Source organism: Mycobacterium sp. NPDC050551 (assembly GCF_040674075.1).
In the GTDB taxonomy this organism is placed as follows: Bacteria; Actinomycetota; Actinomycetes; order Mycobacteriales; family Mycobacteriaceae; genus Mycobacterium.
The window spans coordinates 239,101-255,420 of record NZ_JBFARC010000007.1 but is presented as its reverse complement, the minus strand read 5'-3'; the positions used below and the strand labels follow the sequence as shown (position 1 = coordinate 255,420).

The 16,320-nt window shown below is 69.6% G+C and carries 18 protein-coding genes; 6 read left to right on the top strand and 12 right to left on the bottom strand.

Annotated features, from left to right (window positions below):
* Nucleotides 1–31: 31 nt before the first annotated feature.
* The gene (locus tag AB0K11_RS25590) at nt 32–1,132 is read left to right on the top strand and encodes a hypothetical protein (protein WP_364983824.1); all 1,101 of its coding nucleotides are present in this window, start codon (nt 32–34) and stop codon (nt 1,130–1,132) included.
* Here AB0K11_RS25590 and AB0K11_RS25585 read toward each other — a convergent pair.
* From AB0K11_RS25585 to AB0K11_RS25560, 6 genes are all read right to left on the bottom strand, one after another.
* Nucleotides 1,117–1,809, bottom strand: a complete 693-nt coding sequence (locus AB0K11_RS25585; RefSeq protein WP_364983821.1) for an HAD family hydrolase — start codon at nt 1,807–1,809, stop codon at nt 1,117–1,119. The two genes, AB0K11_RS25590 and AB0K11_RS25585, sit on opposite strands and share 16 nt — an antisense overlap.
* On the bottom strand, nt 1,806–2,324 hold the full coding sequence (locus tag AB0K11_RS25580) for a hypothetical protein (RefSeq protein WP_364983818.1): 519 nt from the start codon (nt 2,322–2,324) through the stop codon (nt 1,806–1,808). The genes AB0K11_RS25585 and AB0K11_RS25580 overlap by 4 nt, the downstream gene beginning before the upstream one ends.
* A gap of 102 nt (nt 2,325–2,426) precedes the next feature.
* A complete protein-coding gene (locus tag AB0K11_RS25575) occupies nt 2,427–2,825 on the bottom strand; it encodes a cupredoxin domain-containing protein (protein WP_364983815.1) in 399 nt (132 codons plus the stop codon).
* Nucleotides 2,826–2,892: 67 nt separating this feature from the next.
* Nucleotides 2,893–3,576: a YoaK family protein gene (locus AB0K11_RS25570; protein ID WP_364983812.1), complete on the bottom strand. Its 684-nt coding sequence runs from the start codon at nt 3,574–3,576 to the stop codon at nt 2,893–2,895.
* A gap of 29 nt (nt 3,577–3,605) precedes the next feature.
* Complete coding sequence (locus tag AB0K11_RS25565) at nt 3,606–4,712, bottom strand: glycosyltransferase (RefSeq protein WP_364983809.1); 1,107 nt, start codon at nt 4,710–4,712, stop codon at nt 3,606–3,608.
* Between the two features lie 81 nt (nt 4,713–4,793).
* Nucleotides 4,794–5,705, bottom strand: coding sequence for a dienelactone hydrolase family protein (locus AB0K11_RS25560; protein ID WP_364983807.1), 912 nt, complete (start codon nt 5,703–5,705; stop codon nt 4,794–4,796).
* A 65-nt stretch (nt 5,706–5,770) separates the two neighbouring features.
* On the opposite strand from AB0K11_RS25560, the gene AB0K11_RS25555 reads away from it, so the two are divergent.
* From AB0K11_RS25555 to AB0K11_RS25545, 3 genes are all read left to right on the top strand, one after another.
* A complete protein-coding gene (locus tag AB0K11_RS25555) occupies nt 5,771–6,715 on the top strand; it encodes an SDR family oxidoreductase (RefSeq protein ID WP_364983804.1) in 945 nt (314 codons plus the stop codon).
* Nucleotides 6,716–6,815: 100 nt separating this feature from the next.
* The gene (locus AB0K11_RS25550; protein ID WP_364984177.1) at nt 6,816–8,603 is read left to right on the top strand and encodes an amidohydrolase family protein; all 1,788 of its coding nucleotides are present in this window, start codon (nt 6,816–6,818) and stop codon (nt 8,601–8,603) included.
* Nucleotides 8,593–9,036, top strand: coding sequence for a nuclear transport factor 2 family protein (locus tag AB0K11_RS25545; protein WP_264011878.1), 444 nt, complete (start codon nt 8,593–8,595; stop codon nt 9,034–9,036). Before AB0K11_RS25550 ends, AB0K11_RS25545 begins: the two co-directional genes overlap by 11 nt.
* A 3-nt stretch (nt 9,037–9,039) precedes the next feature.
* Here AB0K11_RS25545 and AB0K11_RS25540 read toward each other — a convergent pair whose 3' ends face one another.
* The 4 genes from AB0K11_RS25540 to bfr form a co-directional block, all read right to left on the bottom strand.
* Nucleotides 9,040–10,401, bottom strand: a complete 1,362-nt coding sequence (locus tag AB0K11_RS25540) for a glutamine synthetase family protein (protein WP_364983801.1) — start codon at nt 10,399–10,401, stop codon at nt 9,040–9,042.
* Between the two features lie 67 nt (nt 10,402–10,468).
* On the bottom strand, nt 10,469–10,951 hold the full coding sequence (locus tag AB0K11_RS25535) for a carboxymuconolactone decarboxylase family protein (protein ID WP_364983798.1): 483 nt from the start codon (nt 10,949–10,951) through the stop codon (nt 10,469–10,471).
* A gap of 41 nt (nt 10,952–10,992) precedes the next feature.
* Complete coding sequence (locus AB0K11_RS25530) at nt 10,993–13,011, bottom strand: MDR family MFS transporter (RefSeq protein WP_364984174.1); 2,019 nt, start codon at nt 13,009–13,011, stop codon at nt 10,993–10,995.
* A 205-nt stretch (nt 13,012–13,216) separates the two neighbouring features.
* On the bottom strand, nt 13,217–13,708 hold the full coding sequence (gene bfr, locus AB0K11_RS25525) for a bacterioferritin (RefSeq protein WP_364983795.1): 492 nt from the start codon (nt 13,706–13,708) through the stop codon (nt 13,217–13,219).
* A 241-nt stretch (nt 13,709–13,949) separates the two neighbouring features.
* Between bfr and AB0K11_RS25520 the strand changes: the two genes are divergently transcribed.
* Together AB0K11_RS25520 and AB0K11_RS25515 are read left to right on the top strand one after the other, a co-directional pair.
* Nucleotides 13,950–14,588, top strand: a complete 639-nt coding sequence (locus tag AB0K11_RS25520) for a fatty-acid--CoA ligase (protein WP_364983792.1) — start codon at nt 13,950–13,952, stop codon at nt 14,586–14,588.
* A 4-nt stretch (nt 14,589–14,592) separates the two neighbouring features.
* Nucleotides 14,593–14,784 carry a (2Fe-2S)-binding protein gene (locus AB0K11_RS25515; RefSeq protein ID WP_364983789.1) on the top strand — a complete coding sequence of 64 codons (192 nt, stop codon included), beginning with the start codon at nt 14,593–14,595 and terminating at the stop codon, nt 14,782–14,784.
* 1 nt (nt 14,785) lies between these two features.
* On the opposite strand, the gene AB0K11_RS25510 is transcribed toward AB0K11_RS25515, so the two are convergent.
* Nucleotides 14,786–15,550: an enoyl-CoA hydratase-related protein gene (locus tag AB0K11_RS25510; protein ID WP_364983786.1), complete on the bottom strand. Its 765-nt coding sequence runs from the start codon at nt 15,548–15,550 to the stop codon at nt 14,786–14,788.
* Between the two features lie 39 nt (nt 15,551–15,589).
* Nucleotides 15,590–16,297 carry a hypothetical protein gene (locus tag AB0K11_RS25505; RefSeq protein ID WP_364983783.1) on the bottom strand — a complete coding sequence of 236 codons (708 nt, stop codon included), beginning with the start codon at nt 16,295–16,297 and terminating at the stop codon, nt 15,590–15,592.
* Between the last annotated feature and the right edge of the window lie 23 nt (nt 16,298–16,320).

The window sequence follows — 16,320 nt, the reverse complement described above, 5'->3', positions numbered from 1 at the left end:
CCAGATTCGGAGACGAACAGGACGGAGGACCATGCACGCCGAGAGTTTCCGCACACTGACCGAGTCGAAGGGCCCGTTCGCATCGGTCTACTTCGACGACTCGCACGACACCGAGGACGCCGCCGCTCAGCGAGAGTTGAAGTGGCGCGCGATCCACGAAGAACTCGAACAACAGGGCGCCTCGACCGATGTGGTCGGCACGCTGCAACGCGCCATCCTGGACACCCCGCCCGCCGTCGGCCGCAGCGGCAGAGGTGTGGTGGCCAGTGCCGACGGTGTGCTGCTCAACGAGCACCTGATCCGCCCCGTCGAGACGCCGGTGGTGCGGGTGTCGACCCTGCCCTTCGTGGTGCCCGTGGTCGAACACGGGGCGCTGCACCCGACCTACGTCATCGTCGCGGTCGACCACGCGGGCGCCGACATCGCCGTACACCGCGACCGCACGGTGCAGTCGGACAGCGTCGACGGCGGTGGCTACCCGATCCACAAGGCGTCCGGCGCGGAGACGCCCGGCTACGGGGACCCCCAGCGGCGGAGCATGGAGGCAGGGCGCAAGAACCTGCGTGCGGTCGCCGACCGGCTGGCCACCCTGGTCGACGAGCTGTCCCCCGACGTGGTCTTCGTCGTCGGTGAGGTGCAGTCCCGCTCCGACCTCATGCCGACGCTCGAGCAGCGGGTCGCCGAACGGATCGTCGAACTCGAGATCGGCGCCCGGCACAGCGGCTTCGACGACGCCGAGTTGCACCGCGCGATCGACCAGGAATTCCTCAAGCGCCGGGTCGAGGTCATCGACCATGCAGCGCAGCAGTTCTCACAGGCCATCGGGCAGCAGTCCGGGCTGGCGGTCGAAGGACTGGCCGCGGTGTGCGCGGCGCTGCGCGCCGGCGCGGTGGAGACGTTGATCATCGGCGATCTGGGCGACGCGACGGTGGTGGCCGGAGAGGAACTCCTGACGGTCGCACCGAACGAGAACGTGCTGTCCGAACTGGGCACCGCGCCGACTCAGACGCTGCGCGCGGACGAAGCGCTGCCGATGGCGGCGATCAGCACCGCAGCGGCGCTGGTCCGCACCGACGAACGGATCACCCCTGACGACGGCGTCGCCGCGGTACTGCGCTATCCGCTGCCCTGATCCGTCAGCGTGGCGATGGGACTCCGGTCGATCTGCGCGAGCAGGTCGGCCGGATTCTCGAATACCGCACGCGCACCGGAGTTCTCGAGTTCCTCGCGGGAGACGCCGCCGCTGAGCAGACCGATCGCGGTCACCCCGGCCCGTTCGCACGCCACGATGTCCCAGACCGCATCGCCGACGAACACCGCCCGGTCGGCGTCGACTCCCGCTTTTTCGAGCGCCACCGCCACGATGTCGGGCTTGGGCTTCGCGGTCTCGACGTCCTCCGAGGATGTCACGGCGGACACCACGTCCTCGCTGTCGAGGACGTCGCGCAGGATCTCCAGTTCGTCCTCCGGAGCCGACGTGGCGAGCACGACCTGCAGGCCGAGCGCCTTTACGCGGTCGAGGAGGTCGCGCGTACCGGGCAGCATGCGCAGCAGCCCGGTGGTCTCCTTGTAGTACTTCGAATGCAGTTCCTTGGCCCGCTTGCGGGTGTCGTCGTCGACGTCGCCGGCCAGGGACTCGAGCAGCGTCGCGCCGTCCATCCCGATGCACCGGTGGATCCGCCAGGCCTCGACGTCGACCCCGGCCTCGGTGAAGGCCCGGATCCAGGCGTGCACGTGCAGATAGTTCGAGTCGATCAGCGTGCCGTCGATGTCGAAGAGCACCGCCGGCGCGTTGTCCCCCGCCGTCACCGCGGGCGGTGTTCGGCCGGCGTGCGGCCCTGGTCGGGCCGGCCGAACCGGTCGGCCTGCGTGGGACCGTCGTGATGCGGGCCCGCGGTCGTCGCGTCGGACTGGTTCCAGGAGTCCGGCTGCTTCTCCGCGACGGGGGCGTCGGGCTGCATGTCCTCGGCCTTGGGCGTGTGCGGGTCGAGTGCGTCGGCGTGCTCGCGGCGGGCGTCGAGTTCTTCCCGTGAGGTCGTCACCGCATCCCGGTGCGACGACGCGACGTCGCGCAGCCGAGCGGCTTCGGCGGCCTTGGCCTCGGCTTCGGCCGCGGCCGCACGGGCCTTCGCCTCGGCCTCGTCGGCGACGATGGCACGCTTCTCGACCCGCTGGCTCTTCTCGGCGACCTCTTCGCGGATCTGTTCGGCCTGCAGATGCCGCCGTTTGTGGCTTTGCTTGCGGGCCAGCACCGCGAGCAGCGCGATGACGGCCACGGCCACCACGACGGCGACGACGATCCAGATGACGGTGTTGGTGGCCACCACGGGCTCCTTCGTTCGGTGCGGGCGTGGTCACCGAATCTGACGATCCCGCTATTTCGCCGGGAGTGCCCCTCGTGGCGGCCCGCTAAACCGGCGCAGCCGTCAGGCGACGATCAGCGAACCCGTCATGTTCGGGTGGTACGTGCAGAAGAACTCATAGGTTCCTGGCTCGGTCGGCGCGGTGAAGGTGGCCTTCTCGTTGCCGTCGACGTGCACGTCGAACCGGTCCGGCGTCCGCGAGGTCACCGAGTGCTCCGCCCGGTCGGTGTTCGCCACCGAGATCAGCGCACCGGGCGGCACGGTGATCGGTTCGCCGAACGCCATGCCGCTGATGGTGATCGTCGGCGCGGTGCCCGCGCTGGCGTCGGTGGTCGCCGTCGCACTGGCGGTCCCCGCGTCGCGTTCCGCGGTCGAGGTGTCGCCGCTGGGACTCTCGGACTGCCCGCACGCCGCCGTCAGTGCGATCAGGCACCCGATCAGCAGGATCTTGATGGTCTTCATGGTCCGCCCCTCACTCGTGGACACTGATTGTCCTCGCCGTGCGGGGAGCCCGGGCGGCTTCGGCCGATCAGCGCAGCGCACGCCTGTCGACGATGAAGAGCACGAGCGTCACCGCCAGGAACGCCGCGGGCAACCAGACGGCGTGCACACCCAAGGCCCGGCTGGCGACCGCACCGGCCACGGCGCCCGTCGCGAAGGCGGCGATGAGCGCCCCGTACACGCCGAACGCCCGCCGCGATGCGGCCTGGCGCTCGACGAGTCCGTCGTACCCGGCCTCGACGAAGCGGTACAGGTTCCCGGTCGTCGCCACCGGAAGGTAGGCCAACTCGCCGATGTTGCGGAACAGGCCGATCTGCACGGCCGCCAGGAACGAGATCGGCACCGTCACATAGCTGTGCGGAACTGACGCGGGGACGAACCCGATCACGGCCAGCGCCACGGCCTGCACGGCCATGGTCCACCGCAGCGGGTGCGGGACGACGCGTTCCACCCGCCCGGACTTGATGTGGGCGGCGAGCACGATGCCGGCGATGAAGGCGAGCAACGGCCACACATGGGCCATCGCGGCCGCCCGATGATCGTGGGCGACGTCGATGGCGAAGAAGATCACGTTGCCGGTCTGCACATTGGCGAACACCCCGCCGCGGGACACATAGGTGTAGGCGTCGAGGAACCCGTTGGCGGTGGTCAACAGCAGTGCGAACCACAGCGTCCTGGACCGCTCGGTGTCTGCGGGTCCCGCTTCGACCATCCGGTCACGTTAGCGTGCGGCGCGTCCCGTCACCGGGCGCCGAGCGCGTCGAGCATCCCCGCGGCGGCGCGCGGCCAGGTGAACTGCTCGGCGCGGCGCCGGGCGTTGTTGCGGCGCAACGGTTCCGGTGTGCCGATCACCGAGGACACCGCGGCGGCGATGGCATCGGGGTCGTTGTCGGCGGTCGCGCCGCTGTCCGAGGTGAGGATCTCGGCGAGTGCGGAGGTGCGCGACACCACGGCGGGCGTTCCGCACGCCAGTGCCTCGAGTGCCGCGAGGCCGAAGGTCTCGTGGGGGCCCGGGGCCAGGGCGACGTCGGCGGAGGCCAGGATGGCCGCGACGGTGTCGCGGCAGCCGATGTAACCGGTGAAGGCCACCGGCAGCCGCGCGGCCTGACGCTCGAGCCGCGCCCGCATCGGCCCCTCCCCCACGACGACGAGCCTGGCGTCCACGCCGGAACGCCGCAGCGATGCGACCGTGTCGATGCTGCGGTGGGCGTGCTTCTCCACCGACAGCCGCCCGCAGTGCACCAACAGCGTCTGCCCCGGGTTCGCCCACTGCCCGCGTACCTGAACGGATCGCCGGCTCGGATGGAACTGGTCGAGGTCGACGCCCAGCGGAACCGTGACGACGTTGCGGGCGTCGATGCGGTCGAACTCCTTGCGCGCGAACGCCGTGGTGCACACCACCGCGTCGTAGCCGGCGGCGGTCCGGCGGTTCGCGACGTTCGCGACGGCACGCGCCATCGGGCCGGGCAGCAGCTGGCCGACGAGCCGGTCGAGCCGTTCGTGGGAGATCATCACGCTGGCGACGTTGTTGCGCCGTCCCCACCCGCCGAGCGAGCGCAGCGTCAGCCGGTCGGAGACCTCGATCGCATCGGGCGCCAGGTCGCGGAGCAGTCTGGTGACGGGGCCGGGCAGCACCGCCCGGTAGCCGCCGGTGAACGGAATCAGCGGCGCGGGCAACGAGATCCGGGTGACACCCGACGGCAGCGTGTGCTGCTCGGGATGGCGTCCGGGTACCACGAGATACACGTCGTGGCCTGCGGCGCTGTACTCCGCGCCGAGCCTGTCGACCGCGGTGCGCAACCCGCCCGACCGTGGACCGTAGAAGTTCGCCACCTGGACAACCCGCATGACACCGATGCAAATCGCAGCGCATGTGCGGTCAACAACGGCACCGGGACCGTTGTCTGAACGACGCGTGAACTCGGCGGCTCAGTCGACGTAGCGGGTGAACCAGTCCTGCACCCTGCGCCAGGCGTCGGCCGCGGCGGCGGGGTTGTAGCGGTCGCCGGTGTCGTTGAAGAACGCGTGGTTGGCTTCGGGTTCGGTGACGAGCTCGAACACCAGCCCGGCCTTCTCGAGCGCCGCGCGGGCGACCGGTTCCGTCGCGTTGACCCGCTGGTCCTGTGCCGCGTAGAGGCCCAGCACGGCAACGTCTTTGGAGCCGGCGAAGTCCGGGTTGTCCGGGGTGGGCCCGTAGAACGGCACCGCCGCCGCGAGCCGGGGTTCACCCGCTGCCAGCAGCCGCCAGACCATGCCGCCGCCCATGCAGAAGCCGACGGCGGCCAGCCGCTTTCCCGGCGCCCGGCGCGCGAGTTCGTCGAGTCCGGACCTGAGGTCGGCGACGGCCTCGGCCGGGGGCAGCTTGCTCAGGGCGGCGGTCGCCTCGGCCGGGTCGGCGAACGTCGCGGTGCCGCCCTGCCCGGACAGCAGGTCGATCGCCAGCGCGGAGTAGCCGATGCCGGCGAAGCGCCCGGCCACCGAACGGATGTAGTCGTTGAGGCCCTTGTTCTCGTGGATCACCAGCACGGCGCCGCGGGCGCCCTGCGCCTCGGCCCACGCCGCCTGCAACTCGCCGCGTGGCCCTGCCCAGGTGACCGGTGTGGTGGGCACGGCCTTGTCGGCTCCCGGAGGCGGCGCACTGGCGGTGACGGCTCCGCTCGACGTGACCGGTGCCTCGGCCGTCGGTTCCTTGTTCTCGCTGCACGCGGCGATCAGCGAGGTCGCTGCGGCGGTGCTCAGGCCGAGCAGTCCGAGCCTGCGCACGGCTTCACGTCTGGACACCAGGCCGTCGACGTGGTCGGTGGCGATTTCCTCGGCGATGTAGCGCTGCAGTGGAGTCACCCTGGCGAGTATGCGCCCGCGGTGCGAGCCGCGGCAGCGAGACCCGCCACGCGCATACTCGGCTGATGAGCGCCTGGACGCCCGATCCCGATGTGCTGCGCGGCCGCGTCGCCGTGGTCGCCGGTGCGACCCGCGGTGCGGGGCGGGGCATCGCCGCGGCGCTCGGCGAGGCCGGCGCCACGGTGATCTGCACCGGTCGCAGCAGCAGGTCGGGATCGGCCGGTCCCGGTGGTATCCGGTCGGACTACGACCGCCCCGAGACCATCGAGCAGACCGCGGAGTTGGTGACACGGCTCGGCGGCGTCGGCGTGGCCGTCCAGGTCGACCATCTCGACATCGCGCAGGTGCGCGCGCTCGCCGACCGGATCGCCGAGGACCACGGGACGATCCACGTCCTGGTCAACGACATCTGGGGCGCGGAACTGCTCAAGGGGCCGCCGCCGAGTTGGAACCGGCCGGTGTGGGAGCACGACCTCGACGCGGGGCTGCGCATCCTGCGCCTGGGTCTCGACACCCATCTCATCACCTCGCACTGCCTGCTCCCGCTGCTGGTGCGAGCGCCTGGCGGACTTCTCGTCGAGGTCACCGACGGCACGGCCGAACACAACGCCGACCGTTACCGGCTGTCGGTGTTCTACGACCTGGTCAAGACGGCGGTCAACCGGCTGGCCTTCGCCCACGGCCACGAGTTGTCGCCGTTCGGCGCCACCGCCGTCGCCGTCACACCCGGATGGCTGCGGTCGGAGATGATGCTCGACAACTACGGCGTGACCGAGGACGACTGGCGGGTCGCGCTGGAATCCGACCGTCCCGCGGGTCGCCCGACCGCACCGCCGGGCTTCTCGGACTCCGAGTCGCCCCGCTTCGTCGGGCGCGGGGTGGCCGCCATCGCCGCGGACGAGAACCGGGCGCGGTGGAATCAGCGCTCCGTCAGTGCGGCAGACCTGTCGCGCGAATACGGCTTCACCGACCTCGACGGTCGCAGGCCCGACCCATGGCACAGCGCATAACCACTGGTCGAAGCCGTTTCAGCCTGATCAGTAGACAAACATCGAAATCTGTTCACTGATTTCGTTGACAGTTCGCGACCGCGGGCGGTTCTATGACGAGGTGACCTACGACACGATCATCCGCAACGGCCGCTGGTTCGACGGCACCGGCGCCGCGTCCGCGGTGCGCGACATCGGCATCCGGAACGGCCATGTCGTCGCGATCTCGCCCGATCCGCTCGACGACGCGGACTGCCCGCAGGTGATCGACGCCACCGACCGCTGGGTGCTGCCGGGCATGCTCGACATCCACACCCACTACGACGTGGAGGTGCTCGACGGCCCCGCCCTGTCGGAGTCGCTGCGCCACGGCGTCACCACCGTGATGCTGGGGTCCTGCTCGCTGTCGACGGTCCACGTCGACGGGGAGGCCGCCGGTGACCTGTTCGGCCGGGTGGAGGCGATCCCCCGCGACCATGTGATCGCTGCGGTGGAGCGGCACAAGACGTGGTCCTCGTGCGAGGAGTACGTGTCGGCGCTGGAGTCGCGGCCGCTCGGGCCCAACGTCGCCGCGTTCCTCGGGCACTCCGACATGCGAACTGCGGTGATGGGCCTCGACCGCGCCACCCGCAGCGACGAACGCCCCACCCGGGCCGAGCAGGCCGAGATGGAACGGATGCTCAAGGCGGCGCTGGACGCCGGTTTCGTCGGGATGTCCTCGATGCAGCTGCTCTTCGACAAGATCGACGGTGACACCTGCCGTTCGCGGACCCTGCCGTCGACCTATGCCAAGCCACGCGAACTGCGCAGGCTCAAGTCGCTGCTGCGCAGGACCGGACGAATCCTGCAGTCCGGCCCCGACATTCAGAATCCGTTCAACCTGGTTTCACAGCTGGCCCAGTCGCTGGGCGTCTTCCGCAATCCGCTCAAGACCAGCCTGCTGTCGGCCGCCGACGTGAAGTCCAACCCGTACGCCATCGTGGCACTGGGGCCGATGGCGCGCGCCGTCAACGCCCTCGGCGGTGATTTCCGCTGGCAGCACCTCCCCGTGCCGTTCGAGGTGTACGCCGACGGCATCGACCTGGTGGTGTTCGAGGAGTTCGGATCGGGTGCGGCCGCACTGCATCTGCGCGACGAGGTGGAGCGCAACGAGCTGATGCGCGACGAGTCCTACCGCAGGCAGTTCCGCAAGGACTACGAGAACAAGATGGGCCTGCGGGTGTGGCAGCGCGACTTCTTCGACGCCGAGATCGTCGGCTGCCCGGACGCCTCGGTGGTCGGCAAGTCCTTCGGTGACGTCGGACTCGAGCGGGGCCTGCACCCGGTCGACGCGTTCCTCGACCTCGTGCTCGCCCACGGCACCGCGCTGCGCTGGCGCACCACCATCTCCAATCACCGGCCGGATGTGCTCAAGAAGCTCGCCCGCGACCCCGGCATCCAGCTCGGCTTCTCGGACGCCGGCGCGCATCTGCGCAACATGGCCTTCTACAACATGGGCCTGCGGTTCCTGCGCCACGTCCGCACGGCGGAACGGGCCGGGCGCCCGTTCATGAGCGTCGAGGCCGCGGTGCACCGCCTGACCGGCGAGCTCGCCGACTGGTATCGCCTCGACGCCGGGCACCTGCGCATCGGTGACCGGGCCGACGTCGTCGTCCTCGACCCGGCACGGCTCGACGACACGCTCGACGCCTACGCCGAGAATCCCGTCGACCACTACGGCGGGCTGTCGCGCATGGTGAACCGCAACGACGACACCGTCACCGCGGTTCTGGTCGGCGGCACCACGGTGTTCCGCGACGGGGTGCCGACCGACCTCGTCGGCAGCCAACGGACGGGCCGCTTCCTGCGGGCCGCCCACCGCGCCCCGGCGGCCGCCGCGACCGAGAAGGAGTTGTCCAGTGCCCGTTGACGAAACGGTGCTCGGCATGTGGAAGGCGTTGTCGGCGCGGGACTGGGAGCTGCTCAAGACCCACCTGGCCGACGACTGCATCTACGCGGACATGCCTGTCGGCCCGGCGCTCGCGGCACGCGGCCCCGACGACATCGTCAAGCGACTCAAGGTCGGCCTCGAGCCGCTGGCGAGCTATGAGAACCACGACGGCACGCTGGTGAGCAACGGCGCCGACGTGATGTACGAGCATTCCGAGACCTGGGGATGGCACAGCGGGGAGACCGCGGTGCTGCGCTTCGTGACCGTGCACCGCGTCGAGAACGGCAAGATCACGGTCTGGAAGGACTACTGGGACATGTCCGGGCTGACGGCCACCGCGCCGCCGACCTGGATGGAGGAGCTCATGAGCGCCGACACGTCGTGGGTGTTCGACGCGACCGGGCTCATCTAGAACCTAGACGCTCCAGGCCATCCGGAACTTGTCGCACAGCTCCTCGGGTGACAGGCCGCCGAAGTTCTCCTGCTCGTAGCGCCGGACCGCCAGCACGGAGTCGACCACTTCGTCGCCGAGGATGCCGCGCAGCAGCGCCGACCGGTCCAGCCGGTCGAGTGCGACGTGTTGCTCGGCGGCCAGCAGCACGGTGCCGTCGCGGTCGCGTTGCTCCTCGCTGAGTGTCGCGGGGTCGACGGTCGTCTCGGTCGGCAACGCCAGCTCACGCTCGATGCCGTCGAGTGCCAGTCCGAGGATGGCGGCCGAGGCCAGATAGGGGTTGGCCGACGGGTCGATCACCTTGACCTCGACGTTGCCGCCGTGCGGGTTGCCCGGTCCCCCGGTGAGGAAACGCACTGCGGCTTCCCGGTTCTCGGTGCCCCAGCAGACGTAGGCGCCCGACCAGTGGCCGGGTTGTACGCGCAGGCCGGACAGCACGGATCCGCAGAGCGTCGCCTGCGCATCGGGCAGGCCGGCGACCAGGCCCGCGACGGCGGATTCCCCCGTCGGTGTCATCCCGTGCGCGCCGGGCCCGCCGGAGAACACCGGCGAGTCGCCCTCGCGCAGCGAGAAGTGTTGGTGGGCACCGGATCCCACGCTGTCGGCGAATGGCACCGGCGACAGGCTGACCCGCAGCCCGTACCGGCGGGCCACCCGGCCGACGATGATCCGCATCAGCACCAGGTGGTCTGCGGCGGCGACGGGAGACTGCGGGGCGAGCGAGATCTCGAACTGGTTCGGGCCGTACTCGGCGTGGAACTGTTCGATGGCCACCCCGGATCCGGTGGCCGCCTCGGTGACGTCACGGACGAACCCCTCGTACTCGAGCACGCCCGCCAACCCGTACTGCGCCCAGGAGTGCGCCGGCAGCCGGGCGCCGTCGGGCCCGACCAGAAGGAACTCCAGTTCGTGTCCGACCGCCGCGGTGAGCCCCGCGTCTTCCAGCCGCTGTTCGACGCGGCGCAGCGCACCCCTGGTGCAGTAGGGATCGGGCGCGCCGTCCTGATCGAAGAACGCCCCCGGGGCCCAGGCGAGTCCGTCGCCGAGGATGCGCAACGCGCCGAGGTCGATGCGGATCCGCTGATCGCCGACGGGACCGATGGCGTCACTGACCGCGATGCCGACCTGGTCGATGGTGAAGGCGTGCCAGACGGGGCTGGCGCCGAGACCCGGGTCCGCGAACGCGCCCATCCTGCGCAGCGGCACCGTCTTGGCGTGCGTCAGTCCTGCGGGATTGACGACGGTGCCGATCAGGGTGGCGACTCCGTCGGACTCGAGCTGGGCGATGGCCGCTGCGGCCAGCGGTTTGGCTGCCATGCCCGTCATTGTGCATGGCGCGGGTGCACCACGGCGGGGGGAACTGCGCCGCGGTCAGATGTTCGGCTAGCGCCTTCTACAGCGTGATCCGGCAGGACTGGCCGATGTCGAGGGTGCGCAGCACCCGGCCCATCCCCAACCACATGGCGCACGAGATGGCGAGGTCGGTGATCAGATCGCCGTCGAAGTGCTCGCCTGCCCGCTGCCAGAAGTCCTCGTCGTCGCGCAGGCCGGTGTGGTCGGTGACGAACCGGTGGGCGAACTCGGCGGCGATCCGTTCGGCCGGGCTGTAGCCGGGCCACGTCCGCCACTCCGACGCGTGGGTGTAGAGGTCCTCATCGACGCCTGCGGCGGCGCCGTCGGAGTCGCGGGTGTTCAGGCAGACGACGCACTCGTTCGAGTCGGCGATGACGATCCGCGCCAGTTCGCGCACGCGCAGCGGCAACCGGCCCTTGGCGTACACCGCCTGGGTGAAGTTCGCCATCGCCGAGCCGAGGTCGGGTGACCGGACCGCGAAGGCGGTGACGTCATCGTCGGCGAAATCTCCGATTCGGCTCATGGACGGATCGTACGGCGCATCGGCCGGAATTGGAACGCGTTCTAGTTTGTCGGCGCCGCGGGTCCGGCCGGGACGAGTTCGGCGGGCTCGTCACCCCACTCACGCTGCACCAGCATGCGGTGCGCGATGCGCTCCAGCGCGGCCTCGACCTGCAGCCGGTCGGGCCGTCCCTCGAATGTCGGGGACTGCGCCAGCTTGTCGACGATGAGGCTGACGAGCGCGGCGGAGGCGGCATCGACCTGCCGCGCGCCGCGCTGGGTCAGCCACAGCCGGTTGCCCGTTCGCAAGGCGTATCCCGTGTCGACGAGCCGGCCGAAGATCGGTTCGATCACCTCGCACGGAATGCGCAGCCGGTCGGCGATCGTGGTCAGCTCGGCGGTGCCGAAGGCCTGGTTGTGCCGGTAGATCTGCAGCAGCGCCCACAGCCGGGCGACGTCCAGTTCACAGCCCTGGCAGCCGGCGACGTTGCGCAGCCGGATGTCGGGAGAGTTGCGCATCAACCTGCCGATGGTGCTCTCCAGCAGCTTCTCGGGTGTCTCGGTACTGGGCATGCCGAAGCCCTCGCCGAGGTCGACCGCGACGCCGGTCTCCATCTCGCGCAGTGGCACCTCCTTGAGCAGCAGCGCGACGAAGAACCCGACCAGTGCCACCGGTGCGGCGCACAGGAAGACCAGCCCGAGCGAGTCCGCGTACGCCGTGACGATCGGCGCCGCCTGCTGCGTCGTCAGCGCGTGCAGCGCCTGTGGTGACTCGGCGGCGGCGGGCGGCGCTCCGCTGGCCGCGATGGCCGCGACGATGCGGTCGTCGAGGAAGTTGGCGAACAGCGAGCCGAAGATGGCCGCGCCGAACGAGCTGCCGATGGTGCGGAAGAAGGTGACGCCCGAGGTCGCGACGCCGAGGTCGTCGAACGCCGAGGTGTTCTGCACGGTCAGCACGAGCACCTGCATGCACAGCCCGATGCCGGTGCCGAGCACGAACAGGTAGAGCGACTGCAGCAGCAGCGGGGTGGCGGCGTCCATCCGGGACAGCAGCACGAAGGCCACCGCCATCACGGCGGTGCCGACGACGGGGAAGATCTTGTACCTGCCGGTGCGGCTGACGAGGATGCCGCTGCCGGTCGACGTGATGAGCAGGCCGGCCACCATCGGCAGTGTCCGCAGACCCGATTCCGTGGCCGACACCCCGTCGACGAACTGCATGAACGTCGGCAGGAACGTCAGCGCGCCGAGCATCGCGAAACCCACGATGAACGACAGCACGCAGCACACCGTGAAGACCGGACTCGCGAACAGGCGCATCGGCAGGATCGGCTCTGCGGCCCGCCTCTCCGCCCACACGAAGGCGGCCAGCGCGACGGCCGAGCCGGCGAACAACCCGATGATGACCGGTGACGACCAGGCGTACTCGCCGCCACCCCAGCTGGTGGCCAGTGTCAGGCCGGAGGCCCCGAGGCCGACCAGGACGATGCCGGCGTAGTCGATCGCCGGCCGCGCGCCGCGGGCCAGGGCCGGGATGGCGGTGGCGGCGACGATGAGCACGACGATGGCGACCGGCACGTTGATCCAGAAGGCCCACCGCCACGTGAGGTGGTCGGTGAAGAATCCGCCGAGCAGCGGTCCCACCACCGTCGTCACGCCGAACACGGCACCGAGGGCGCCCTGGTAGCGGCCGCGGTCGCGCAACGGGATGACCTCGCCGATCAGCGCGGTCGCGGTGACCATGATGGCGCCGCCGCCGATGCCCTGCAGCGCACGGGAGGCGACGAGCATCGTCATCGACTCCGACATCCCGCACAGCACCGAGCCGCCGAGGAAGAACAGGATCGCGGCCTGGAACACCAGCTTGCGACCGAACAGATCGCCGAGCTTGCCGACGATCGCCGTGGCGATCGTCGACGCCAACAGATAGCTCGTCACCACCCAGGACTGGTGCCCGGCGCCGCCGAGATCCGCCACCACGGTGGGCAGGGCGGTGGCGACGATGGTCTGGTCCAGGGCCGCCAGCAGCATCCCGAGAAGCACGGCGACGAAAACCAGGTTCCGGCGCCGGGCGCCGAGCATCACGCTGCGGTCCTCGGGATCTGCAGCCGTTGTGGTCGCGGTGGTGGTCGTCATACCTGCCTTTCTCGCCGCCCGACGCTTTATCGTTAGCTAGGCTAGAAAAGTTACGGCCGACGCAGATCGGCCGCAGGACGGGGCTTCCCGTTCCTGCGGCCGGCTACCCGGACAATCCGGTGTGAGATGTGGCGGGCGGCGCCGCCGGTGGCTACTCCGCCGTGCTGCCCGGCGGGCGGGACACGCACTGCGCCGCGTACAGCTGCTCCCCGAGCCTGTCCATCAGCTGCAGTTGGGTCTCGAGGTAGTCGATGTGCTTCTCCTCGTCGGCGAGGATGTACTCGAAGAGGTTGGCGGTGGTGTGGTCTTCCTTCTCCCGGCACAGCGTGATCCCCGGCTTGAGCCGGGCCATCACCTCGTACTCGACCGCCAGGTCGGCCTCGAATTGTTCACGCAGCGTCTGCCCGACGCGCAGCGAGAACAGTCGCTGGTAATTCGGCAACCCGTCGAGAATGAGAATTCGATCGGTGATCGACTCGGCGTGCCGCATCTCTTCGAACGATTCCGCCCGAGTGTGCGCAGCCAATTCTGTGAAGCCCCAGTTGTCCTGCATCTTGGAATGCAGGAAATACTGATTGATTGCTGTCAATTCGCTCGTCAACTGCTCATTGAGCAATTTGAGGACTTCGGCATCGCCTTGCATGTTCGCTCCTAAACACCTTGAGGGCCGATCAACGTGTCGCCATCTGCGTCGCGCCTTCAATCTAGTGCAGAAGTCGCCGGATCGGCACCTCATTACGCCTGTCCGGGGCGTGTTTTCGGACCAGCCGGCGTCGTTCGGAAGGCAGCCTCACCTTCCAAGTGGGGGCTCTCTGGACTGCCTGTCCTAACTAAGGTTAGACTGCGCTAACGCGTCGGCCGGTATCTCGGACAGGTGGAAATCAATGGGTGAGTACGACCTCCACTCGCTCATTCTCGCGTGCGATTTCAGGGTCGACGACGTCGATCGAATGTGGCGATGGCTACAAAAACACGAATCCGGCCTGGATACGATCGGCGCACACCACGTCGTTCTCTACAGGTCGATTTGGGAGCCCGGCCGTGTGTTGGTGACGATCGGTCTGCGCAACCCCTTGTCGATGCGCGAGATATTGCGATCTCCGACCATTTTCGAATGGTTCGACATCTCCGGGGTCGAGGACATCCCGCCGATCTTCGGCGGTGAGGTGGTCGAGAAGATCGATCTGTGCGGACCGACCTCGGAGGAACACGTCGGCCGCACCGTCGTCGGCGTCATGTCCTCGGTCGACGACGTGCCGGCCCTGATGGTCAAGATCCACGAGGGACTTGACCGGTTCAAGCGTGGCGGTGTCCGCAAGATCTGGGTGTACCGGGCGCTCGACGACGGGCAGGAAGTGATGATCCTGCAGGAGATCCAGGACGAGGCCAGCGCGCGGCACTGGATCGAGCATCCCGACGCCGCGGCGGAGTGGATGTCGCACGCCGGCCTCGGTGCGTACCCCACCCAGTTCGTCGGGCGCTTCGCGGGCCTGATGAGCATCGACGGCGGAACGAACGGGTGAGCTGATGTTCGTCTGCCTGTGCCTCGGCGTCACCAGTCATGTGGTGGACGACGTGGTGTCCGCGGGGGCGACGACGACCAAGCAGGTCGCCGAGGCCTGCGGCGCGGGCAGCGACTGCGGCCGGTGCCGGCGCACGCTGCGCGCGATCATCGCCGCGCACCAGGTCAACGACTCCGCGACCCCGGCGGGACGCTGACCTACTCCCCCTGGTCGCGCCGGTCGGCGAAGGCTGCCAGCGCCTCGGAGTTGGCGACGGAGCCCAGCAGTTCGGCGAACTGGTCGTACTCCCGGGCGATCGCCTCACGGACCGCGGCCCGGGTGGGCTCCACCATGGTGTGTTTGACCGCCATCAGGCTCGTCAGCGGGCGCGACGCGAGCAACTCGGCGTGCCTGCGCGCCTCCGCCAGCAGCTCCTCGGGCTCGCACACCCGCCATGCCACGCCCATCCGCTGCGCCTCGGCGGCGTCGATCCACTCCGAGGACAACAGGATCCACGCCGCGTTCTGCCTGCCGACCAACTGCGGCAACAGGTAGGACGACGCCGCCTCCGGCGCCACACCCAGGCTGGTGAAGGGGCACTTCAGCCGCGCCGCGCTCGACATGAAGACCAGATCGGCATAGCCGAGGATGGTGGTGCCGATACCGACCGCCAGGCCGTTGACCGCGCACACCAGTGGCTTGCGCAGGGTGAGCAACGCCTCCATCATTCCCGGGAAGCCGTACTCGCCCGACTCGAAGTCCGGATCGGTGACCCGGGCGGCCATCTCGTTCAGGTCGTTGCCTGCACTGAACGCCCGGCCCGCCCCGGTCAGCAGCACCACCGACACCTGCGGGTCCGCGTCGGCCTCGCGCAACGCGATCGTGGTCGCGTCGTAGAGGGCCTCGTTGAACGCGTTGAGTGACGCCGGCCGGTCGAGGGTGATCGTGCGGACCGGGCCGTCATCACTGATCTGCAGTGTCACGGCGAGCAGAGTACGCAACCGCGCCGTGGGCGGGTGCGCTCAGGTGGTCGCTGCGAACGGCGTGCGGAACACGTAGCGACTGGTGGGCACGGTGTCGACCGTGCGATCGGCGCCGAATCGCCCGGTGCTGGCGAGCATCCGCCGCATCCGGTCGCCGAGATCGGCGTCGTCCGCGGCGCCGAAGAAGGCGTGCAGGTCGGACACCGCCTCCAGCGGGAAGGTCTCCTCGACCAGCGCGGCGATCTCCGGCGCGGCCGGCGTGAGTGCCCGCACCACCGTGTTCTGCACGTAACCGGACGTGGCCTGGGTGGCCAGCGCGACGGGCGTGTGGTCGACGTGCCAGCGGGTCAGCCAGGTCGCCTCGTCGAGATCGGCCGGGCGGCGCAGCAGTGCCACGTTGACCAGTCCGGCCGCCCGCTCACCCGGCGCGGGCGTCGGCGGCGCCAGCGGCACGGACTCGGTGACCAGGTACGCCGCCGCCTCGGTGCACTCGTGCGACAGGCGCTCGAGGACCGCGCCCAGCTGGCCGCCGTAGTACTGCTGCGTCCAGACACTGACCACGGCCATCACGGGAGGATCCATGGTGGTCAACGTCATCAGCGAATCCCGGACCACCGCGTCACGCACCTGCACCGCCAGCCCCGGCACGCCCGTGTCCAGGAGCTCCGCCGCGACCTCGCCGCGCAGCCGCTCACACCACGCCTCGTCGACCTGATCGGACCGCAGCGTGATCATGACCTTCTCCACGAGGGTGAAACCTACATTTCGTT

Excerpts from the sequence above, each read along its gene's own strand:
- AB0K11_RS25590 (WP_364983824.1), top strand. The coding sequence starts at position 32 with ATGCACGCCGAGAGTTTCCGCACACTGACCGAGTCGAAGGGCCCGTTC.
- AB0K11_RS25575 (WP_364983815.1), bottom strand. The coding sequence starts at position 2,825 with ATGAAGACCATCAAGATCCTGCTGATCGGGTGCCTGATCGCACTGACG.
- AB0K11_RS25570 (WP_364983812.1), bottom strand. The coding sequence starts at position 3,576 with ATGGTCGAAGCGGGACCCGCAGACACCGAGCGGTCCAGGACGCTGTGG.
- AB0K11_RS25565 (WP_364983809.1), bottom strand. The coding sequence starts at position 4,712 with ATGCGGGTTGTCCAGGTGGCGAACTTCTACGGTCCACGGTCGGGCGGG.
- AB0K11_RS25555 (WP_364983804.1), top strand. The coding sequence starts at position 5,771 with ATGAGCGCCTGGACGCCCGATCCCGATGTGCTGCGCGGCCGCGTCGCC.
- AB0K11_RS25540 (WP_364983801.1), bottom strand. The coding sequence starts at position 10,401 with ATGACGGGCATGGCAGCCAAACCGCTGGCCGCAGCGGCCATCGCCCAG.
- AB0K11_RS25535 (WP_364983798.1), bottom strand. The coding sequence starts at position 10,951 with ATGAGCCGAATCGGAGATTTCGCCGACGATGACGTCACCGCCTTCGCG.
- AB0K11_RS25530 (WP_364984174.1), bottom strand. The coding sequence starts at position 13,011 with ATGCTCGGCGCCCGGCGCCGGAACCTGGTTTTCGTCGCCGTGCTTCTC.
- bfr (WP_364983795.1), bottom strand. The coding sequence starts at position 13,708 with ATGCAAGGCGATGCCGAAGTCCTCAAATTGCTCAATGAGCAGTTGACG.
- AB0K11_RS25520 (WP_364983792.1), top strand. The coding sequence starts at position 13,950 with ATGGGTGAGTACGACCTCCACTCGCTCATTCTCGCGTGCGATTTCAGG.
- AB0K11_RS25515 (WP_364983789.1), top strand. The coding sequence starts at position 14,593 with ATGTTCGTCTGCCTGTGCCTCGGCGTCACCAGTCATGTGGTGGACGAC.